At 57.6% G+C, this 22,752-nt stretch carries 14 protein-coding genes and 1 pseudogene; 3 read left to right on the top strand and 12 right to left on the bottom strand.

All coding sequences use genetic code 11. From position 1 onward, the window contains the following. Positions 1-118: 118 nt before the first annotated feature. Together P9292_RS27275 and P9292_RS27270 are read left to right on the top strand one after the other, a co-directional pair. Positions 119-454 (top strand): hypothetical protein, encoded by a 336-nt coding sequence (locus P9292_RS27275; protein ID WP_309962177.1) that lies wholly within the window; start codon positions 119-121, stop codon positions 452-454. 123 nt (positions 455-577) lie between these two features. After that, positions 578-1,200 (top strand): annotated as a pseudogene (locus tag P9292_RS27270) (glutathione S-transferase family protein). A 114-nt stretch (positions 1,201-1,314) separates the two neighbouring features. On the opposite strand, the gene P9292_RS27265 reads toward P9292_RS27270, so the two are convergent. The 5 genes from P9292_RS27265 to zorA form a co-directional block, all read right to left on the bottom strand. Continuing rightward, on the bottom strand, positions 1,315-3,222 hold the full coding sequence (locus tag P9292_RS27265) for a DUF262 domain-containing protein (RefSeq protein ID WP_309962175.1): 1,908 nt from the start codon (positions 3,220-3,222) through the stop codon (positions 1,315-1,317). A 206-nt stretch (positions 3,223-3,428) separates the two neighbouring features. Further along, on the bottom strand, positions 3,429-7,295 hold the full coding sequence (locus tag P9292_RS27260; protein ID WP_309962173.1) for an SNF2-related protein: 3,867 nt from the start codon (positions 7,293-7,295) through the stop codon (positions 3,429-3,431). Positions 7,296-7,297: 2 nt separating this feature from the next. Next, positions 7,298-9,040 carry an EH signature domain-containing protein gene (locus P9292_RS27255; protein WP_309962171.1) on the bottom strand — a complete coding sequence of 581 codons (1,743 nt, stop codon included), beginning with the start codon at positions 9,038-9,040 and terminating at the stop codon, positions 7,298-7,300. Continuing rightward, entirely contained in the window at positions 9,031-9,741 is a 711-nt protein-coding gene (locus P9292_RS27250) for a flagellar motor protein MotB (protein WP_309962169.1), read from the bottom strand. The genes P9292_RS27255 and P9292_RS27250 overlap by 10 nt, the downstream gene beginning before the upstream one ends. A 4-nt stretch (positions 9,742-9,745) precedes the next feature. Next, entirely contained in the window at positions 9,746-11,977 is a 2,232-nt protein-coding gene (gene zorA, locus P9292_RS27245; protein WP_309962167.1) for an anti-phage ZorAB system protein ZorA, read from the bottom strand. An 822-nt stretch (positions 11,978-12,799) separates the two neighbouring features. On the opposite strand from zorA, the gene P9292_RS27240 reads away from it, so the two are divergent. Continuing rightward, positions 12,800-14,530: a DUF4236 domain-containing protein gene (locus tag P9292_RS27240; RefSeq protein ID WP_309962166.1), complete on the top strand. Its 1,731-nt coding sequence runs from the start codon at positions 12,800-12,802 to the stop codon at positions 14,528-14,530. Between the two features lie 350 nt (positions 14,531-14,880). Here P9292_RS27240 and P9292_RS27235 read toward each other — a convergent pair whose 3' ends face one another. The 7 genes from P9292_RS27235 to glmU form a co-directional block, all read right to left on the bottom strand. After that, positions 14,881-15,546: a hypothetical protein gene (locus tag P9292_RS27235; protein ID WP_309962164.1), complete on the bottom strand. Its 666-nt coding sequence runs from the start codon at positions 15,544-15,546 to the stop codon at positions 14,881-14,883. Beyond that, complete coding sequence (locus P9292_RS27230) at positions 15,543-16,163, bottom strand: 7-cyano-7-deazaguanine synthase (protein WP_309962161.1); 621 nt, start codon at positions 16,161-16,163, stop codon at positions 15,543-15,545. Before P9292_RS27230 ends, P9292_RS27235 begins: the two co-directional genes overlap by 4 nt. Then, positions 16,160-17,494, bottom strand: a complete 1,335-nt coding sequence (locus P9292_RS27225; RefSeq protein WP_309962158.1) for a nucleoside 2-deoxyribosyltransferase — start codon at positions 17,492-17,494, stop codon at positions 16,160-16,162. Before P9292_RS27225 ends, P9292_RS27230 begins: the two co-directional genes overlap by 4 nt. Positions 17,495-17,496: 2 nt before the next feature. Further along, positions 17,497-17,883, bottom strand: a complete 387-nt coding sequence (locus P9292_RS27220) for a hypothetical protein (RefSeq protein WP_309962157.1) — start codon at positions 17,881-17,883, stop codon at positions 17,497-17,499. A gap of 297 nt (positions 17,884-18,180) precedes the next feature. Next, positions 18,181-18,525, bottom strand: coding sequence for a hypothetical protein (locus P9292_RS27215; RefSeq protein ID WP_309962156.1), 345 nt, complete (start codon positions 18,523-18,525; stop codon positions 18,181-18,183). A gap of 942 nt (positions 18,526-19,467) precedes the next feature. Next, on the bottom strand, positions 19,468-21,285 hold the full coding sequence (gene glmS, locus P9292_RS27210) for a glutamine--fructose-6-phosphate transaminase (isomerizing) (RefSeq protein WP_309962154.1): 1,818 nt from the start codon (positions 21,283-21,285) through the stop codon (positions 19,468-19,470). A 61-nt stretch (positions 21,286-21,346) separates the two neighbouring features. Beyond that, on the bottom strand, positions 21,347-22,711 hold the full coding sequence (gene glmU / locus P9292_RS27205) for a bifunctional UDP-N-acetylglucosamine diphosphorylase/glucosamine-1-phosphate N-acetyltransferase GlmU (RefSeq protein ID WP_309962152.1): 1,365 nt from the start codon (positions 22,709-22,711) through the stop codon (positions 21,347-21,349). Positions 22,712-22,752 lie beyond the last annotated feature (41 nt).

Genomic DNA, 22,752 nt, shown 5'->3' with positions numbered 1-22,752 from the left:
CGGCAAGAGTTGCGATTCTGCTTCGCAGAGGTAGCAGAATGAGCTTCGAACTTCAGATGCTAATAGCCTATCTGCGCCGGTGTCTTTTATCTTGCTCTTCGGGCCTTAGGAGGTTGCAGTGGAGAGAGAAGAGGAGTCGAATGCGAGCGTTACCGAGCGGGAGCCCGAGTCGCTCAAAACCCTAGCGCAATACCTGGAGCGAGCGCTCGACAAGGCGACAACCATCGTCAAGATGCGGCATGCGCCTGGCATTTGCACGGTCTATCTGGGCGACCCGTCCGGTCCACGTGAGGAACTGAAGCAAGTCGGAGCGATTGCTACATCTCTGGAAGATGAGATGCTCCGACTGACTGCGTCCGGAAGCAACCGAATGAATATCGGCGAGCAAACCTACCGGTTCGCTCGCAGTTTCACGCAGATAGACGAAGTGGCAGCCATTGTATTCTCGACCTAGCCTCCTCGCCGGGCCGAGCAGTGCCGGCTCAACTGGAACGGCGCCGACCGCGAGAGCTGGATATGGAACCGATGAAGAGCCGTCATGTACTGTGTGGGAACATAGTGAACGCGACGAGTGCCGATGCTGACAATCCTAGGGAAAGCTTCCTCAATCAATGTTCGCAAGGTGCTTTGGGCTTGTGCGGAGCTCAAGCTGGACTTCGTTAGAGAGGATTGGGGGACCGGATTCCAGTCGACCCATACGCCGGAGTTTCTGGCGCTCAACCCCAACGGCTTAGTCCCGGTGCTGAAAGACGGCGATTTCGTTCTTTGGGAATCGAACACCATCATTCGCTACTTGGCGTCCGGCTATGGCGGCAAACATCTATACCCGGTTGAGCCCGTCGCTCGCGCACGAGTCGACCAGTGGATGGATTGGCAGGCGACTGAGCTAAACCGGTCGAGGAACTATGCGTTCCTCGCGCTCGTCCGACACTCGGAAGCTCATCAATCGACGGAGGAGACTGCGCGGTCGATTGCCTCTTGGACGCAGCAGATGACCATTTTGGAGAAACAGTTGTCGGCCACAGCGGCTTATGTTGCAGGTCCGACCTTTCTCTCGCAGATATCCCCATCGGACTGTCGGTGAACCGTTGGTTCTCTACGCCGTTTGACCACCCGCCCCTTCCGAGGGTGACCGCATACTTCGACCGTTTGGGGGACCGACCGGGCTTCGACGAGCATTGCCGAAACGGACTTGCATAATTCATCCCGCCGAGCTTGTGATTGCGAGCGCGGCAAATTTTGGCGTGCCCATCAGACTTACAGCAAGGCAGGATAGGTTCGAACCCTCTTCACATGCCCACTACGCTATTGCGGCTACGTTGCATCTATCGTCAACTCGGCTTCCGATGTGGCCTCGTCCGACTCGTAGTCTTCGCTGTCCTCGCGGCTTTCCCCGGTGTACGCGCGCTTCCCCATCGCATCCTCAATCAAAGCTAATAGCTGCTTTTGTCTGTCTGACATAAATGCTTCGAACGAATCGCTTCGAAGCAAAGCGGGATTGATAAAGTGCGACTCAAGATGCTCGTTCAGTCGTTCCCAATCGATAGGCGGGGTTGTCGAATTACCGCCCTCAAGCTTCGCGAGATACTCGGACGGTGCCACTCCACCGATAATCCTGTTCGTTCGATAGGACAGAGGGGTCTTGTTGATTATCGAATCATATACGGCGGGTTTGATGCCGTTGGCTTTACACCAGTCTTGCGGAAAGATATGGTGGATGTCGACGTTCTCACCAAAGAACACGGTATGGTCGAATTTCTGCCCAGAACGAAAATCGCGGGCGCCCTCCCTCATGAGCAGCGCATTCACACCCTTGTACGCGGCTGATAGGCGCATCCGCATCGTTTTCAGCCGGTCGGCGCGAAAGATGGTTTCGCTGATTGTCGTCGGTTCCGGTCCGCTGTTCAACCAAACCGGCACTTCCAAGAAGTCTCGGGCGAAGCGCGAGTCAACCGCCGAACCATATAGCTCACCAAAGACGCCATTCCAATACCATTGAACCAGCTTTGTGCGAATCGTATCGTGCTCCCACGCGGTTCCAATGTCGGCGAGTATCGCCGCAAGCGGAACAATTTGTGACTGATAGGGTAGGTCGAACACTCGGTATATGTGTAGCATATGAAGAAACTTGGCTGCATGGATGAAGCCAGTTTCGACCTGCGCCTCATACTTCTTATAAGCGGCCAACGGGAGATTCAGAAGCGCCTGACGATTTCCACTGACCGATGGCAAATCTTTTCCAGATTTATTGGCTTGCTCCGCCTCCCGGCGTTTCTCGCGAGTGTAGAAGAGCGAGACGGCTTGCAAGAAATCGGTATTGGTAACGTTCGCGATGATGCCGGAAGTAGCATCCGCGGGACGCAAAGTCTCTACGAAGCGGCTCTGCCGACCCTTCGTTTTTTCACTGCCGAACCAATCCTTTCGGAGTTCATGTCCTTCGGCGGCGTACATCGCGGTAACCAATTCGAATGCATCAAGCGGTTTGCCACCGGTATTGACCTTCTCGAACACGACGCACACTGCTTCCTTCGATGTGGACCTGTCGAGCGCGATGACAGGAACCCGATAGTCCTTGAAGTTCTCCAGAATCGACAGCTTGAATGCTTTGAACAACTTCCGCGTGTCTGAGTGCTCGTCTCCGCGCCAATATTCCTGGAAGCCATCCTGCCATGAATCCCAATCGAACACTTGTGAAACGGGATACATCAGCGTTTCGTACTCGCGCTCCGGCGTCGTCAGGTCAAGAACCTCTGAACGCCCAAAATCCGTACGGATAACTCTATCTTCCGGCACACCGACAATAGCGTCTTCACGGTCGCACGACGGGTCCATTGCTTTTCTAATATCGATATAGAACCAGCGTTTAACCTTCTTGTTTTTCGGAGTAACGGTCTCCACGACCTTTCCGCGGAGTGTTACCTGATAAAGTGACGTCATCCGCTGTTGGCCGTCAAGCAACAACGCCCGCGGCACAGCCGACTGAGCTGAGCGCGGCGCACCCTCAACTGGCCTGGGCTTGAACTCAACATCGCCTCCCGTCTCCAACGTCATCAGTGCTCCAACAGGAAACGCTCGGGAGATGGACGCGACTAGGCTTTTGATGCGGTCTTCGTCCCAGACCCAACTGCGCTGGAAGTCGGGCAGTTGGAGGGCACCTCTATCGCAGTCGTCAAGTAGTTCCCGCAGGGCGATTGGATTCGTCTGAAACGCTGACCTAGCCATAGTAATAAATGTAGTCTTTGGGGATAGCGGTGTTAGGAGGTGAGGTGCATGACGGTTGGGGTCACTGGGCAGCTCTCGTGGCGTATCTGTTGCAGGCAATTCGAGGTTTTTCGACGCTCCATCCTGCTAAGCGTAATATAAGTTCGCAGTCCCAGCCGTTAGACTCACATCGGGTATTCTAGTTGAACGGGTTCAACAACAAATTGCTAGGCTGCGCTCGAGACCGACAATTTGCTCATCAATTCATCGTCTAACTCGTCAACCGTTAGAGGGTATTGTGTGAGCAGATGCTCTAGCCCATCTCTTTCAATCAACTGAACACGGTTCGCGCCAGCTTGAGCGTGCGCGCCAGAGTTAAAACGCCGGTTCGTTACGCATATACGCCTAAAGCGCGTACCCGAATACGCGTTTTGGTACCGTGCGGCACCGGCGGCTACTTCCTTTACCGCATCCCATCCGAGTTCACCATTCGCAGACGACTTGCACTGGAGTAACTCACCTTCCTTGCCCTGCAGTGCAATCACATCAATGCCACCGTCGCCGCGCATCTTTGTCGTCACAGACGCCACGAATCCGCGCTTTTCCCACAACAGCCTGCAAAGGTATTCGAAGCTGGCGCCATCAAGACGGTCGACATCATCCATCGTGAGGTACCTGAGCTCAATCTGCGCGGAACCAGGCACGTCTCCCAACAGTTCAGACATCCGCACGTCTTCAATGTTGCCGTTCAGCATGGCCTCCATTGACGAATTGCTCATGGTTGCACCCGCAAGTTTTCCTTTGCGTTTCAGCATTTCGTCAAGACGTACCTCGAACGTAGGAAAGTCCGCGACAACGGTTGGACAGTAGACGAACACATCCCTTTCTTGGCCAATGCGATACGCCCGGTCCGTGGCTTGATTTTCCTTCGCGGCGTTCCACGCGCGGGTGTAGTGGAAAACGTGGTTTGCCGCCGTCACGTTGAGTCCGGCGCCTGCAGCCAGGGTGGAAAGAATGATGACGTTGAAGCCACCGGCACCAGAGAAACGGTCGATGAAACCCTGCCGGCCCTGCGTGTCGCCATTCACCACCGACGGTTTCAGGCCGAAGCGCTGATGGATGAAGTAGGCTAGCGCCGCCTGCACCTCGCGCAACTCGGTGAAGACAATCGCTTTCTCCGCGCGGCCCGCAACCGCCGCAAGTTGTTCGAGGAGCCACCGCATCTTTGGCGAATTTTCGAGATGCGCATCAAGACCCCGCTTGTCGGGCGCGAACCGGCTTCCCGGCAAACAGTACGGCTCGGCACAAACAGCCTTCATGAGATGCAGAGCGCCGAACGAAAGTCTCGCGCGCTGCCGGGCATCCCTCTCCGCGGCGGCATCCTGTAGCTTTTTGAGACCGCCTTTGTAGAGCACCAACTGGTGCCCTGAAATGGCAACCTCTAGCCGCTCACCGTCTAATGGATTGACGCTGAGCGAAGTCGCTGCTTGCGTTAGCCCTTGCAGGACGAAATATTTTTTCTTCAGTTCGTCGGCAATGTCTTCCTTGGTTCGACGCAAGGTTTGCGGGGCGATGAGCAACTGGAGCCGGTTCAGACTGTCGTGGTGCTCCTCGGTGTTGCACTCAATCGGCCGGCGGTAAGTTCGGCCGAAAGTCTCCAGCGCACCCAGCAGACCCGGCTGCACAAAGTCAAAAAGGCTCCATAGGTCGGCTAGGGAGTTTTCTACTGGCGTACCCGTGCAGGAGATACGAAAGTCCGCTTTCAGTTTTTTTGCGGCAAGCGTAACCCGCGTTCCAGGGGTCTTGATGCGTTGCGCTTCATCGCAGATGACAAACGCGAATTCCTTGCGGGCGAACGAGAATTCATAATTCGTCAGTACCTCGTAGGTCGTGATGATGACCTTGTGGTTCCCGAGCCAGTCTGGTTTGAGTAGGTCGGTGATACCGCGCGTCTGCAGTTGTTCGTCGATGAGGTCTATGGGCTGTTTTCTCGCTCGCAATTCGTCGCCATGCAACACAAGATGGTCGGGATAGGCAGGAGTGAAAAATCGCTCAATTTCCTGGGCCCAGTTTTCAAGCAGGCTTTTCGGTGCGACGACCAATGAGGGTTTTCCTTCGGGCTGCTGTTCGTAAAACCAGCCAAGCAGGGTAAGCAATTGAAGCGTCTTCCCCAGGCCCATGTCGTCCGCGAGGAGCGCTCCCCGGCACTCCGAAGGGCTCAATGCGACGAGATGCTGAAACCAAGCAATGCCCTGTCGCTGATGCATTTTCAGCGAAACGGATGGCCGCAGAGACGCTGGTAGGACTGCCTTCGCCTCCTCAGGCGGTGTCAGGACGGCTCGCCTCGCCTCCTGATAGTCAACCTCGTTGAAGTTAGTCTTGACGAGCAGGCTTTCCTTCGTTCTGCGCGACTTCGTCTCTCCGCCGGCCTTTTCCGCCTTGACCTTTTCACTAGCGGCAATCATCGAACCGAATGCGTCGGCGAGCTGCCGCGCCTGGGCGGTATCGATGGCCGTTGGCAGTTCGGGGGCGCACACCGCGCCAACTCCTTCCTTTTCCGCCTGCTGAACGGCCTGCTCGAAGTTTCCAACCCATTCTGCGGTGAGCGGAATGAGCACGTGACCGTCGTGTCCGGACAATGTGACTGAGACCATCGGAGTGAGTTCGTCGGGCAGCCAGCCGCCTTCATCATCCGCGTTGGAAGAAGCGTTCTGCATGACCGGTACATACACAGGCTTGGCTACGCCGATTCCGTGAATCCGGTCGCTGTACCCGTTCAGCGTGTATACGTCCGTGAAATCAATCCGCCCTGCGGGCTGACTACGCCACAAAAACAAAACCTGTCGGGCGGTCTCAAGCTGGGAGGCAGATTCGGCATCGACGGTAAGGTCGAACTCGTTCCACGGAAAAAGCTCTCGCTCCTCACACAGGGCGCCCTCTAGCGTAACCACAAATTCCGCGAGCGATGCCGTACCTTCAAACCTGCAATCAGAGGTTCGCGCCGTGCCATCGGCGTAGTGTTCGGTCACGACGAGTCCAACGGTGTCGATGCGACCGTCGCTCATCCGGGTCGCGACCGAGAAGATGGTCGTGAGCGGACCAGCAGAAGCTTTGTCCAGCAGGAAGTCTTCCTCATTGAGCACTTCAGCAGCACTGTCACCAAGAAAAGCCCACGGGTTGTGGATGAACTTTTCGGCACGTGCGCCCGCGACACGGCGTCCCGGCATGTCGCGTTTGATGACCTGGAGGACCTTGAGAACGGGCTCGGACAACACAATGCGGACTCGGCCGCCGTCGCTGCTCGCGAGGTCATAGTGAGGCTGGACAGTCCCAAACTGGTCAAAGGCACGTAACCATCCGTCAGGCGCGCCGTCGAACGTGGGCATAACAGTGTGAACACGGCCGAAAGGAGTCTCTTCCCTCGTCTGAGGAAGACGGAGCTTGTCCGGTGTCAGAACGTGTGTCGTTGCCAGGTACTGGGATTTATAAAGAGCGCTGGCAATATCCGCTTGGGAGCGAATCATTCCCCAGCCTAGTTCATTGAAATGTTGAGTGCGCTGCTCGACGGGGCGATGCTGGAACTGGTTGATGGTCTCGACCGTTTCCCATGTCGCCGCGGGGAGGAGCGCTTCCTCATCATCGACAATCAGCACGGCACCTGTCCGTCGAACCGTGCGAATGCTCAACCCGTTCAGCTCCCAGCTTTCGATGAATATATCGAAGGATGAATCTGATAGCGTGGCCTGATGGTCCAGTACCGGCTGGAACGGTCGCTCGGGTGGAACTACGAAGCTCGCGAGCAACGACTGATGTTCAGGCATCTCCCTCAGTCGGAAAAACTCCGACCAGGGCAGGAGAAGGCTGTTGGCGTCAACCGACGCCGCACCTTCCTGCACCAGTTGAAGGAGGTAGTGAGCAAGGACGAATTCGTGCCGCTCAACGGCATACGCCCTTGCCTGGAGCTCATCGATTGTCGGTGCCGGCAATGGAACGGCCAGCCTGAACGCGATGCCGCGCTCGGTCCACTCCGGCTGGAAGCTCGGGCGCGCCGTATTTGTCGAAGCGCCGCGTTTGAACAGGTTGAAGAAAGCCATCCTTACTCCGCGTAATACCACGCCGAACGTGAGTGAGCCCACTTGAAGCCCCACGCCTTCAGCTGTCTGCCAAGCGCCATGTCCTGTCGCGGGTCTTCAACCCATAGTCGGCCGCTGGCGGCTTGGCGCCTGTCATCGACGTAGGCACCAATGTATTGCTCGACATGGGCCTCCAGCGCCGCCATGGAAAAAGGTGTTTGAGTGGCGACTCGGGAGGGAAAGGTGGGCGAAACCCATCCCGGTCCTGCCAGCCCCGATTGGGGCGACGTCTTGATTTGTCGCGTTTCTACTAAGGTGGGACTGGGCAGTCGTGACTGCTTTATATCCTCGTCGGGACGAATGCCAAGCCGAGCCAGTTCGTGCGCCGCGCTGGACTGCCAGCCCGCATTATGGATGATTCGACATCGGGCTCCAGTGCGAAATCCGTAGCGCAAATCCTCAGTGCCGCCGTGATAAGTCGGTGAATATCTGTCGAACCGGAGGGTTGCAGAATCGTAGACGTACGCGGCGTTGCCCGTAGTGCTGAACTCGACAATGATGTACTCGCCAATCTGCATGATGAACGCATCAATGTTCTTGTTCCCATACAGCGTCGCGTACGCTCCAGCCTCTCGGGCGATAAGCTCCCGGATTCCCCGGTTGCTTCGCGCGAGTAACACCGTTTCGTTACTGAAAATCAGGCGCGTCCACGAAATCTGTCGCATGTAGCGGCTCCAGAACGCAAGCCGGCCCTCATCGGCACTATTCCGAGCAGCCAGTACATCGAAAAAGTCCCGCAGGTTGCCTTCGTTTACCCACTGCAAGACCATTCGCCAAACGGAGTCGGGCACGCGATTCCAGGCCGTCGCAATGCCTGCCGCCTTCAATTTCGGATTGCGCCACACATCCTTGCCGACAACGTAATCTCGCAATTCGTGGTGAACGGGATGCCCAGGAATGCGGTGGTATCGCGCGAGAAGGATTTCGAGGGCTTCATCACGAAACACAGGACGAGATTTGATAAGCGCAATCAGGCGCGGTATGTGGGCTACGAAGCGTTCGTCCCCATAGCCGGCACTAGTCTTCACTGCACTGAGGACCAGTGAGTGCCAGAACCAGCTGCTCTCCGGGATACCGACGTTCTCCACAATCAAATCAAGGGTAGTCCGGTCACCGGCAAGATAATGGTCCGCAAATTCGTCTGCAGCCCTTTCGCTGATAAGTGCGGGGTGTCGTCGTAAAGCGGCAAGCCAATCGGGGACCGTCGCATTGCCGCTAGCGCTGTCGATATGAGACCAGGTCGTAGCAAGAAGCTTCCTCAGCAACAGCCAGCCATCGTGTTCAATCCCCCGAGCGGAGAGCGGGTCGTACGAGAAATACGACACCAGCAAGCCGAACCAGGTCAGACGCCACAAAGTACCGGCAACTGCTTCGTCCTCGTAGTATCTGAAAAGTGCCGTCAGCCTGTCGCTGCCTATCGGCCTCGCTCCCTGGCGCTCTGAAACCGCCTGGTTTAGCGCGCTTGCAACTGTATCCTTCTGTGATTCGTCGAGTTCGTGTCCGCGTAAGAAGGCGAGCGCAGATGCGTAGGCATCGCGCGCCGAGGGGCGCGCACTCGCGTATTCTTCAAAAGTCCGCTTCGCCTGCTCACTCGCTTTTTCCACCAGTGCCGGCTGTCCGAGTTCCTTCCAGTCCGAACTGAAAGCGACAAGCTTTCGGTCGAGCGCCGACTTCAGAAGGGAGAGTGCGTCGGCACCTAGCTGCATTGCCCAAACTCCTTCGAAACGGGCGCGGGCAGTGCGGAGGGCTGTTCGTCCAGCGTCCAGAACTCAACCTTCAGTTCGACCCGGCGACTCGCTTCCTTGGACTCCTTCGTAGAGTTGAACGAGTATCCACCGACAAGGAACAGGTCACGAATCTGCGTTTTTTGACCAACGCTCAAAGGCGTCTCGTCTCGGCTTGGTAGTGCGAAAAGTGAACAAACCACACGCCGGCTGCGGTCGAGGCTCAGCCCCAGGTTGTATAGATAGCTACCGTCCTGGTCGGTAAACCCTTCCACGACAATGCGGCGAATCCATTTCTGGCCAATATCTGTCTGTTGCGCCTTGAGAAGAACCGGTACGTAGTTGCGAAGGAATGTCGCCCCGCTGGTCGAGATGTCTGACCGTCCACTATCGAACCGGACAATGTCACCGAGGTCAATGCGATAAGTGGTTTCATTGACCTTTACCTCTGGAAACTGCCGCGACACTTCCTTGATTTGCGCCATCAGTTCCCGGATGTCCGTTTCGCGCTGTATCTTCCTTTGCTCAACGGTCGAGACGCTCTTGGTGACAGTGATAAGCGTCACGGCCATCACGACCAAGAACAGGGTCATCAATGCGGACATCAGGTCCGAAAAGGAAATCCAGAAGGGACTTTCACCTTCGGACTTGCCCGGACGTTTGAGTACGATTCGCGGAAACATGACCTTACGCCGCGCGCTTCATGCGCTGAAGGGCGATGCCTAGCTCCTGGACGACGCCGGTCAGTTGCTGGACCCCATGACCGAGATGGCGGTCCGTCTCTCCGATGGTCTGACGCAGTTGGTTGGTCATAGCGTTGCCAAACTGCTCGAAAGACTCGGCGAGCGTCTGATTGACACCGTTAAGATACTCGGTAGCTTGCCGTTCCGCCTCGCGTAGCGTTTGAACAATCGCTTCAAGGTCCGTGAGCATGGATTGCGTCAGCCCGGCTTCTTTTCCTGCGGACTCGACGAGACCCTTCAGGATGCCAACATATTCTTGAACGGTCTCACGGGTGCGGTCATACTGCTGGAATGCCTGTGTCACCGTAGTCGACGCCGACTGAAGCGCTGAAGTCGCGCGCTGCAAGTCGGCCGCGACCGCCACTGATTTCTCGAACACGGTAGTGACGGAAGCGCCTGCGGTTTCAAACCGGTTCGCCGCCGTATTCATGGTCGCCGCACCGTTATTCATCCCGTCGATTGCCCGGATGCTGACGGCCTGAAGCGCATCGATATTGGCTTGTGTGCGCGTAATCTGGCCAGTGACCGCTTCGGTCATGGCTTTCAGTTGTGCGGAAAGGTTGCTGACGACTTCTTCGGTGCGACGCGTAAGTGCCTCGTTCCGTGCCTGGTCCTGAGTTGCCGCCGCGTCTCGTGTTGTCTGCAACTGGGCGACGGACGCGGATACTTCTTGCAGAACCCGGCCGACCACATCGTTCATTGCCTGGCTATTTAAGTCCTGCTGTTTTGCGGCACCGGTGCCCAGTTCCGCCGCAAATTGCCGCAACTGCATAGCCATCATTTCCTGGTGGCCCGAGAGGCCGCTGATGATTTCTTCGGTTCGGCGGCCCAACGATTCATTGCGCTGCTGTTCCTGCTGCGTTGACTGGCTCCTGCTGTCCGCGAGACTCTGAAGCGTGTCGTTGACACGCGCCATCACCTGACCAACGGTATCGTCCATCACCTGCCTGGACTTGCTATGCTCGTCGGCGACCAGTTGCCTGAACTCATTTACGAAGTCCCGCATCTGCGTGGTCATCAGCTCCTGGTTCGCAGATGCATGCGCAAGGGCCTCTTCGAGCTTCCCCGTGACTTGGGTCGACGCGTGCTCATTGGTTCTTGAAATGTCACTCAGCAACCGTTGCATGGAATCCTGAACCGCTTGCATGGCACCCAGCGAGCGCTCAATCTGTTCGTTCGCGCCGCGCATCTGGCCGCCAAAGGTGTCTTCGAGCTTGGCCATAAAGCTCGTCAGCATCGATTCAAGCATCCCATTGACAGCCTCACCGTTTCCGCGGCTCGTTTGCTCCATCGCATCGGTCATTCGTTGGAGCGGCGCAGCGAGTGTACTGTTGATGGTCTGTCCGATGTGTTCGCCAAGCATCACGGACGCCTTCGCCTGCGCTTCAATCTGGCGCTCGACCAGATTCGTCATCATGCGGCTCAGGTCTTCCACCATCGCGTCCTTGAGCTGGGCCGCGTGCGCCTCACTCTTTTCGGAAGCGTGAACGAGTCGCGCGAGATATTCCTCGCCCGCTCCCGTGTTGTAGAGTGCGTCAATCGCGTGATTCAGTTTTTCGACCAGACCATACAGGTAAGCGAGCGTCAGGCGACTTAGAAAGGTGACGCCCATCGCGCAGCAAATTGCAACTGCGGAGGCAATGAATGCGTGGGAAACCCCGGTGAGAAGCGGCGTGAGACCGGAGACCGCTCTTGTCGGGTTGGACGGGTCAAACCCACTTAAGCCCTGTAGGAGACCCGCGAATGTTCCGATGATGCCGAGACCTGTCAGGATGCCGGGAAGGTGCCGCGCGAAATCGTCAAACAGTCGCGCATCAACCAGCACGTCTCGGGTGAAATAGGTCTCTGCGGGAAGTGTCGCCCGGGTCTCTGGAGTTCCGTTGGCGGTGCGACGCAGCGGATGAAGAGTGTCCCGATATTCCAACCAAAGGTGTTTCAGCGGCGCGCGGGTGAAGTGTTTGCCGACTATATCCGGTTCTGGGCGCAGGCCCTCCGCCCTGACACCGCGGATTACTGCGCGGAGTTGCCACCATACCTGCGACCCTTTCCATACGTAGCCCGCAACGAATAAAAAGGTAAGCAGCAGAACAAGGCAGAAAACGGCTAGCGGGAAGCCAGACAACTCCCGGAGAGCCGGGTTGAACGTGGCCAGGAAATTTACAAGCCGGTCGGTCATATTTATACCCGTTTAGTTAACCGAGACCCTTTGCGGCGGCGGCTGGCGCAAAGCGTTGATTCTGCCTCGTGCGCGGGCGCTCAGTGTCTGTTTTCTCGTCTTTGCCGCGTGTCAGCGCGGCGGTTTTTATTCTCGCATTAGCGAACGATATTCAGTCTCGTGAATAATGCAGAGTTTCAACGCCAATTCGCGGAATGGATTGAAGGAGACGATTGGCCCGAGAGGAGGCTGCCTACATATTGCAATTCGACTCCGCGTTGCACAGTTCGTGACCATGTTCGGGGAAATCTGAATACACAAAACTCAGGTTTTTTGAAGCACTCCTCGGCGAAGGGTGTTCCATTTCTTAACGACCGAACCGTGCCGCGTTTCTGCAAGAAGTATTTGCGGGAGATGAATGGACTGCTCGCAAACGCACAAGGCGACAAGGCGGCGCAGGCGATTGCGGGGACTGCTGCTCTTGCTTTCATGATTTCTTGGTCTCAGGTCCAAATACAGCGCGTATTGCGCGCGTACGCACTCTTTATGAGTGGTTCTTCTCAGGGTCGTCGCGTCACGATAAGACGGTCGCACTTCTCATTACGTCCTTATGGACCAAAACTTGAGCGCCTTGCACACTCAAGTTTGCCGAGCGTGCGCCGTTAACTGCTGAGCCGCTTTGCGATTTTTCCGGCTAACTCGGCGTATCGACCGAACGCGCCACTGTGTGATACCGAGCCAGTGTCGGCATATGGCGGCCTAACGCACGGCCTTCGCATCGCAAGTGGCTTTTGCTGACGAGAAAAGCAATCAGCGACGCAAGGCGAACAAGGAGAGGACAAGATGGGTTGGGGCTACCGAAAAAGTATCAAAATCGCGCCGGGAATTCGCATCAACCTCAGCAAGAGCGGTGTGAGCACGTCCATCGGCGGCAGAGGCTTCACGTACAACACACGAGGCAGCGTTACTGCGAGCATTCCTGGTACTGGAATCCGTTACACGCACAGCCTGAAAAGCGCCAGGCATACCACGCGTCCAGTCACCTCAGTTGTGACAGGAAGCCGAAATTTAGACGCCGACGGATACGAGCGGTTGTCAAAACGCGAGCAGGCGACTCGCGACTTTGTCGAAAAGGTACAGAACCGAACCGCCACTGCGCTGGTCAACTACTTCCTCTCGCATGGGGTCTACGTGCGCGCGGAAGACCTGAGCGACGCCGTGACTCTGGAGGACTATCAGGATTTCCTGAACTCGCTATCGCGCGAATTTGAGGCTACGACGAACGCCATCCGCCTTGCGGTTGATATCGGTTCCATCTCACTCGCCGAGAAAGAGAAGGCGATGCGAGCCGTGTACCAAATTGAAAAACTGTGCGCGGAGAATCATGGCTCACAGGCGGAGCTCGGTGAGGCAGCGTCCGCTCTGCTCAGTGCTGTGCGAAGTTATCCCTCTGCGCCCTCCCTCACAGGCGCCTTCATCGTCGGCCTCCTGGGCGCCTTTCTGACGTACGCAATCAGCATCAGAGCCGGCCTTGGTTTGACAGCGTTAGCGCTCATCTACGGTGCAACCAAAGCGACGACATATTTTCGCGGGCGCGACGCGGCGCTGACGACAATTGAAGCCGCAGAGCATCGATTCGATACGTTGCTGACGGCAGAGATTTCCCCACGCCCGCATCTTCGCGCTGACGACGAAAACGTCAAGAGAAAAGCCATTGGGTTCGCCAGCGTTACGCTCGTTGCAATGCTCGTCGCTGTGTCCGCGCACGTCTTGCAGCCCACCCGGGCCGCCGTGACCGACATTGCGGCTGACGAATCAGCCCCTGCCGCTACTATGACGTCACATACCTTGGGCGCTGATGCTAACCAGACGAGCAGCGCCTTCGCATGGATGGTTGGAAAGTATCCGTACGACGTCGTGAACGACCATCGTTTCAAAGCAGCCTTCCGCGGAGTGTCGCGCGCCGATTGGAAGAAGATTGTCGAACGGCTGACAGTTGTCAATCAGGCCGGCATTCAATCAAAGGACGGCTTCCTTGTCGGCGAAGGATGCATGGCTCACGAGTGCAATTCCGAGAAAGCTGTGTTTGCCATCAACGAGACCACCGGCAAGGGCGTCCTTATCATGATGCAAACCCCCAGTAACACTCCGGTCTTCACGACCTATCGATGGAAAGACGCGGCCATTGAACAGACGCCACTGGCTGACTGGAAGCAGCAGCAGCTCGCCGACTCTATGCAAACAGCAGGCACAGCGACGGCTCCCGAGGGCGTGACGACAACCGCAGTCCTGCCAACCTTCCCGACCAGCTTTGATTGCGCGAAGGCGCACTCGGACGCAGAGCACCTGATTTGCGGCGACGCGCAGCTTGCTGCGGCTGACATTGAACTGGCCGCAGGCTACGTGAAGGCAAAGGGTGCGGTGGCAGACCAAGCGGCTTTCCGTGAGCGCACTCGCGCTCAATGGAACTACCGAGAGCAAACGTGCCACGACCGGGAATGTCTAGCTCGGTGGTACGCCGACCAGAAAATTGCGCTGAACGAAATGGCGACAACGGGAAGCGTCGGCCCGTAAGTCCCGTAGATGGCACATGGCGATTGAGGACATGAATCCATGGGGCAGCAGTCGTCGCCGGTAGGTGCAGGCGGTCGGTGATGACTAAACCCGCGCTTTAGACGGGTGATGGACCTGCCCATTGATGCTCTTCACGGCCCCATAACCGCCCCTCATCGTGTGGGCGCAGCTGCAAATCTGGTCGCTAGCCTATTGACAACAAGGGTGAGTCCGCGGCGCGCACGGACCTCCTTCAAAGTTGCTACACGGAAATGAGCCGCGTGTACAAACAAGTACAGGACGCAGCGAACCGTTCTTATCTGGCGTTTGGCTTCGGAAGCAGATTCTCGTTACGCTCTGTGCTGTATCGCTCAAATTCCGAGGCATAGTTGCGTCTGCGTGGGCACCGAGGCACGACGCCACAGCCACGCGTCGAATTCGCGTCGCGGAAGAGCAAGAAGGTCGGCCGCGCAGCAGAACGTTTTACGCAGGAAGTAGTAGTCGTCATTCTTGACCCCAGCCACTTTTGCAAATGTGCGGACGTGTCGGTCGACAGCGATGGAGTCGATTCCTACTAGGCAAGCCATGTAGTCGACAGTCTTCGGGCCGATGCCGTTCACCGACTGGATAGATTCGCAGAATTGCTCTGACATAAGGCGACGGCGCAAATCGTTCACATCCTCAATTCCGCCGGCATCTAAAAACGCAACCAGTGCTTCGAACCGGTTTACCTTCTCATGGTGGCGCCAATTGAGAAACGAACCAGTTTCTCCCGCCCGAATCATCGAGATGACCGAAGAGACCGATTTGAGATTCGGATATGTGCGCAGGATGGCCTGTACTCGGGGACGCACGACAGTGGCGTAGTTAAGCCCCGCCTGTAGTACAGAATCTGCCAGCACAGCGCCTAGATGTTCACAGGTAGCACGCAGCGGTTGCCCATCAAAAAATGCGCCCTCACCCCTTGCGTGGTCGGCAATTCGACGCGCAGCGAACAGAACCTCAAGTGCGGCGCCTTCCTCTCGAGACTTCTTCATACCAGCTTCGCCTCCCTTAAAGCCTTAAGGCGCTCGACGCAATTGGGACACGCCCCGCAGGGAAATTGCGAAGCCGCTTGGCACGAGTACGTCCGGCCGATAGGCACGCCAAGCTCAACAGCGGCACGCGCGACGTCGGCTTTAGAAGAATAGCGAAATGGAGAGTGAAAGCGAACAGGCCCAATGTTCGATGTCAGGCCGTCCAGGTCATTCATGAACGCGGCGGTGCAGTCGATTTCTTTCGCATGGTTGCTATTGATGAAACCGGTATAGACATCAAAGATGCCAACCGTCTGTGCACGCGCCGCTGCCGCAGCAAAGAACAACATCGTTCGATAGGGAATATACAAGTCATCGTCCTTGACCTCCTCAGTCCATAGGTCTGCTTCGCGTATCAGCCGCGAGTGCGAACCTTTGAAGATTTCAGAGATGTTGAAGCGCTCAGGACGAGTCATGTCGGAAGGCAGAACCTCGTTCAAACGCTTCCATTCCACTTCAACGCAGTGCTGCCCGTAATCAAAAAAAATGGGTACGACCGCGATGCCACTTGATGCTAGCTGATAGCCGACCGTCGTTGAGTCTAAGCCGCCGGAGGCTAGGAGAAGCACTTTTTTCACCGAGTTTCGCCCCTTAATTTGGCAACGACGTCAAAAATCCCGTTGAGGCATGCGTCAAGGTCTGCGGAGTATACCGAACTTCCCACCATGACCATCGTATTCTCGTTTTCCTTTCGCGGGTCGTAAGTCACCACAGGCTTGCTCATCTGAATCGCCATGCCAATCTCGACCAGCGTGCCGGGGTCACGCTCCAGAGGGACAGCAAAGACCGCGTCGCACTCTTGGAGTAGGCAAAGGTCTTTCTGATAGGTATGGTGCAACTCTCCTGCTGAAGCCGGCCGCTGCAGTTCACCGTTCTCACGTATGGGGCGGCGAACTTTAAAGTTGTGGTACGAAAGGCTTTTAGCCGCAGCTTCGAGCTCCTGCTTCTCGACATACGAGAAGTCGGGGCCTGCAAAATAGATGGAATACCGAGGTCTCTCATGCCAAGGCAGCGAAGCTCCGCCGAGCGACTGGAGTGCTGACAGCGGCAGCGTGAAACATCGCTGTAGGTCCCGCCGGATATCATCAGGAAATGTCGTCTGCGAATATATAGTCGCGGCCTGGCATCCGCGCCACGCCGCTTCGGACCAGCCGAGACTGGCAGCGAGTGCCACCATAACGGCCGAGTAGACGTCTCCCACGCCGACCGAATTGACCGTCTTCCCTAGTGTTGCGGGTATCTCCTCAACCGTATCTCGGACAATGTCGAACAGTCGGCTGCCACCACGATTCTCTTTAAGCAGTAGGACCTCAGGGGACAACGTTCTTGCGGCGCTCACCAATCCGCTGACGTCGTCCTTGCCGAGGCGAGCGAACAGGACTGATGAGGTCGAAATGATGACCGCGCGGGTGCGTCCGCGAAAAGCATCGAGTAATGCAATGTCATCAAGGTCGTACGCGATGTCGAATGCAAAGGAAGCATCGGGCGCGAACGATGCAGCGAGCGCCTGCATGTCAAACCGGCTCGGAAACACAAGAACCTGCCGATAGGCATCAAGCCCCTGTACCTGCTCATGAAGCAACAGTTGTTTTTTGTCGCGCATCAAATCTTCGTAACCCTGATGCCCGACTTCTGTCGCGTCTTGAATGATTACGACATTTGGTGCGCCAATGACATCGCCAAGCCAGATGAACTCTTCGCACGCGCAACTCTCGAGATAGCGCCTCGCCTCATCCACAAGGTAGCGCGGACAAAAAGCCGCAACAGAGTATTCGATGTTTGCGGCCCAAAGCCCTCGCGCTGCGTGAGCAACGCCACCCAACCGAAGTTTGCACATGAAACCGCTTTGAGGCAGCGTGAAATCGACAACCAGCTCGCCCACAACCAGCAGAGTCTCTGTAGCAGCCATGGTTATTGCGGCACGAAGTCGGCTTCAATGGTCGGCACCGGTTGCGCCGCCGAGTGTTTGACTACCCCAACATAAGTGACACCGGCAGTCAGACACGTTGCGAGATAGTTAAACGCTGTCGGAAGCGCGCCCACCGTTAAGCCGTTGACGTCTACCGCAAAAACGCGTGGCGGGTGAAATGCGATGGAGAGCTGCGTGCCGATGGCCGGCACCGTCATGAACTGCGAGTAGAAGGCACACTGGGCGACGTCTTCAAGCACGCAGCTAAAAGCCTGTTTGCACTTGTCAACGCCGCTTGCACCACCCGTTGCGCCGATTCCTTCACCCTCTGCGTCCTTGGCTTTCGAGCCAGGATAGTCCGAAAACGAACCCGAGCCGGAGCTGCCCATGTGTCCCTCGTCTTGTTATTGAAGAAACTCGTTTCAGAGCGCGGAAGCTCTTCTGTTTGAACTAAATTGTACAAGAGTGTACTGCTCGCCGAGATTGGTCGAATGGTGGCTCGGGCGGTTATGTGCAGGACCAGGAATGCGAAGCGGCAACAGCAGGTCTGCTGCGCTTAGTCAATTCCATACGTACCCGTACAGCAGCCGGACTGATGGCAAGAAGACAAAGCGTCGCCAGCGGTGAGTTCTGCGCGTATGCGAGTGGTTTCACAATTAGCAGCATTTCGATAGCCGCATTGTTCGTCAACGTTCGACGTGGACGCGCATCGTGTCGCCATGTACGCGCAAAACGTCGCCGCGAGGCGTTCGCTTACGGGGTATCTCATCAAAGGTTGGACGACGCTGCTCGGGGGCGGCCGACGTCGGCACTGGCGCCGCCACCGACTTCATCATGCCGCGTTGTTTGCTGCGCACCGTCGCTCGTTTGACCGGCGCTACGCGCTTTCGCGCAGGCTTGTGTTGGTGCCCAACGCCCAATGATGAATCTCCACGAGCCTCCGGCGGGTCCCAGACCTCGACGTAATGCTGCCCGGCGAACGCCGTGACAGTTGTCGTCAACAGCGCGCTGACAATGATGGTCCTTAGCAAACGACTCCTCCTGTGTTTGCGCGCAGGGAAATTCTTGCTGCGCGCCGTATTCTGCCATGCGCTAAGTCCGTCTTGAACCGCGCCAAGTTCTGCATTTCGATTCGTATCGACCTGTTTTTCCGGTCTCCGAGAGTGTCGTTGCGAATTGAAACGTCCATCGTCTCAACGTGCTGCTTAAATCTGCCGTGCCGAGCAAGCGCTCAATCAGCGTCGAGCGTTTAGAACGACATCTCTATAGGTTGGATGGATGACCCTATTGCAATCAAAACGACGGCGAATCGCACAACTGCCGCCGAGCTGGCATCGACGCTAGTTGAGCTGGTCGAGACTCTGCTGACAGATGCGGCGGCCGATGTCGAAGTGGTCGCACGTGAGCTTGGGCTCAAGGATGAGATGCGGGAGCGGCTCCGGCGGGCGTTGGACCGCAGTGAGTGCGCGCGGAGGGTTTTGGGAGCAGTGCGTGAAGTCGCAGGTTCGGAGGGAGCGTGGAAGGAGTTACTCCCAAAGAGATGCGGTCGTGACTCTGCAGACGGCGAACCCAATGGAAACTATGAGAATGACGAGCCAATAGACGCGAACGAGCGAGCTTGGGGTGCGATTGAATTGCTCGCAAAAGAGTGGCCACAGGACTACCCGGAGGGGGCAGCCGAGTGGCATTTTGTTCGGCCCGCGAATTCCGAGGAGCGCGGCGGATTGCGCCGATAGTAAGAATTAAGCTTCCAATCTTGCTAGTTGCTTTCGTTCTGGTACCAAAATTTCGATTTTTGCAGCGGGTGATTTGATGGTATCAAAATGCAGAAGCTGCGGGGTTGGGAAGAAGCCTTTCAGCCTTAGCCAATAAGGCTTCCAAGGAAGCCTTACCCCCTTCGAAAAAAGGCTTCTACCCCTATGTTTAGAAGCTTTCTATTTGTGCGGGACACTCGCGACGGCACCAACCCAACTTCACTCCACCGTCACCGACTTCGCCAGATTCCGCGGCTTATCCACATCCGTCCCACGCGCACAAGCGGTGTGATACGACAGCAATTGCAGCGGCACCACATGCAAAATCGGCGAGAGCGCGCCGTAATGCTCGGGCATGCGGATGACGTGAATGCCCGCCTCGCTGACGATGCGCGTATCCGCATCCGCGAACACATAAAGCTCACCGCCGCGTGCCCGCACTTCCTGCATGTTCGACTTGAGCTTTTCAAGCAGCGTATCGTTCGGCGCGACGGTCACGACCGGCATCGCCTCGGTCACCAGCGCGAGCGGCCCGTGCTTCAGTTCGCCCGCCGGATAAGCCTCCGCGTGGATATACGAAATCTCCTTGAGCTTCAACGCGCCTTCCAGCGCGATCGGATAATGCAGCCCGCGCCCGAGGAAAAGCGCATTCTCCTTGCGCGCGAATTCCTCCGACCACGCGATGATCTGCGGCTCCAGCGCCAGCACGCTATTCAACGCCGCCGGCAAGTGACGCAACTGACCGAGATAAGCCGCTTCCTGCTTTGCATCGACGAAATCGCGCAGCTTACCGAGCGTCACCGCCAGCACGAACAAGCCGACGAGCTGCGTCGTGAACGCCTTCGTCGACGCCACGCCAATCTCCGTGCCCGCATGCGTCAGGAACGCGAACTCGGTCTGTCGCACCATCGCGCTCGTCGCAACGTTGCAGACCGCGAGCGTGTACTTGTGGCCGAGCGATTGCGCGTGCTTGAGCGCGGCGAGCGTGTCGGCGGTTTCGCCCGATTGGGATACCACCACGACCAACGCTTTCGGATTCGGCACCGACTCCCGATACCGATACTCGCTCGCAATCTCGACCTGCGTCGGAATCTTCGCGATCGATTCAAGCCAGTACTTCGCCGTCAAACCCGCGTACGAACTCGTGCCGCACGCCAGAATGAGCACGCTGTCGATTTCCGCGAACACCTCGCCGGCCGTCGCGCCGAATAGCTCCGGGTCGAAGTGATCGGCTTGCGGAATCGTGTCGGTGATAGCGCGCGGCTGCTCGAAGATTTCCTTCTGCATGAAATGGCGATACGGCCCAAGCTCCACGGCGCCGCCGTACGCCGTCACCACGCGCACTTCGCGCTTCGCGGGCAGACCCGCCCGATCGAAAATCTTCACGCCATCGAGCGAAAGTTCGACGACATCGCCTTCTTCGAGGAACGAGAAACGGTCCGTGCTGCCCGCAATGGCGAGCGCATCGGACGCGAGGAAATTCTCGCCATCGCCCAGACCGACGACGAGCGGCGAACCCTGGCGCGCGCCCACCACCGTATGCGGCTGATCCTTATGAATGACCGCGATGGCATACGCGCCATGCAATTGCGCGACGGCTTCGCGCACGGTCTGGAACAGATCACCGCGATACATGCTGTGAATCAGATGCGCGATGACTTCGGTATCCGTCTGCGATACGAACTCGTAGCCCTTGCCGCGCAGCATCTCGCGCAACGCCTCGTAGTTCTCGATGATGCCGTTATGCACGAGCGCCACGGTATCGCGCGAAAAGATGGGGTGTGCGTTGTCGGTGACGGGCGCGCCATGCGTGGCCCAGCGCGTGTGCGCAATGGCCGTCATGCCGGCGAGTCCCGATTGCTTCACCTGTTCGTCGAGATCGGCCACGCGGGCGACGCTGCGCGCGCGGCGCGGCTCGCCGTTGCTCAATACGGCGACGCCGCACGAGTCGTAGCCGCGATATTCGAGGCGTCGCAGGCCTTCGACGAGCACCGGGACGATATTACGTTGCGCAACCGCGCCGACAATTCCACACATGGCGTTGATCCTTTCAGACTTAGTTTCGTGCGCGCGCCGCAATGCAGTCCGCGCGCGTTGTTCAGACCTTCTTCGCCTTGACCGGGCGAACGTAGCCCGGCTTGCTGACCTGCACTTTCTCGTTCAGCACGAGTTCGCCTTCGCCGACATCCTTCCACACGGTCGTGCCCGCCGCGATGGTCACGCCGCGACCTACGCGCACGGGCGCGACGAGCTGCGTATCCGAGCCGACGAACACGTCGTCTTCGATGATCGTGCGATGCTTGTTCGCGCCGTCGTAGTTACAGGTAATGGTTCCGGCGCCGACATTTACCCGCGCGCCGATGTCCGCGTCGCCGATATAGGTCAGGTGGTTCGCCTTGGAACCGTGGCCTAGCACCGCGTTCTTCACTTCGACGAAGTTGCCGACGTGCGCTTCGTCGCCAAGCACCGCGCCCGGACGCAGCCGCGCATACGGCCCGAGCACGACATTCGCGCCGGTCTTGCCGCCTTCGATATGCGTGTACGCGTCCACGCGCGCGCCTGTGCCGATGGTGGCATTGCGAAGCACGCAGTTCGGACCGATGGTCACGTCATCCGCCAGCGTCACGCGGCCTTCGAAGACGCAATTCACGTCGATGAAAACGTCCGCGCCGCATTCGAGCGTGCCGCGTACGTCGATGCGGGCCGGGTCCGCGAGCGTCACGCCCGCTTCGAGCAGCGCGTAAGCCACGTTGCGCTGATGCACGCGCTCCAGTTCCGCCAGCTGAATCTTGCTGTTCACACCGAGCGTTTCCCATTCGGCATCGGGCTGCGCCGTCACCACTTCGACGCCCGCTTCGATGGCGCGCTCGACTACATCGGTGAGATAAAACTCGCCCTGCGCGTTGTTGTTCTTAAGCGACGCGAGCCACGCTTCGAGCGTGCGCGTGGGCGAAACGACAATGCCCGTGTTGATCTCCGCGATCCGCCGCTCTTCCTCGCTCGCATCTTTTTGTTCGACGATTTTCTGCACGGAACCGCTGGCATCGCGCACGATCCGGCCGTAGCCGGTCGGATCAGCCACCGTTACCGTCAGCACGCCGTAGCGTTCGCCGCCGGCAGCATCGAGCAGGCGTTGCAACGTGCTTGCGCGCGTGAGCGGCACGTCGCCGTAGAGCACGAGCGTCGGCACGGAGGGATCGAGCAGCGGCAGCGCCTGTTGCACCGCGTGGCCCGTGCCGAGTTGCTTGTCCTGGACGGCGAACTGCACGTCGGACGCGCCGACGGCTTCGCGCACCTTGTCCGCGCCGTGACCGATCACCACGACGAGCCGCGTCGGCGAAAGCGTGCGCGCCGTGTCGATGACATGCGCGAGAAGCGGCTTGCCCGCCAGCGGATGAAGGACCTTCGGCAGAGCGGAGCGCATGCGCTTGCCCATGCCGGCAGCCAGAATCACGATGTTCATTGACGGATTTCTTGCGAAGAATGGTTGCGGCCAATATAGCA

Source organism: Caballeronia sp. LZ001 (assembly GCF_031450875.1).
Taxonomy (GTDB): Bacteria; Pseudomonadota; Gammaproteobacteria; order Burkholderiales; family Burkholderiaceae; genus Caballeronia.
Note: the sequence above shows the minus strand (reverse complement) of the source record. Positions and strands in the feature narration are given on the sequence as shown.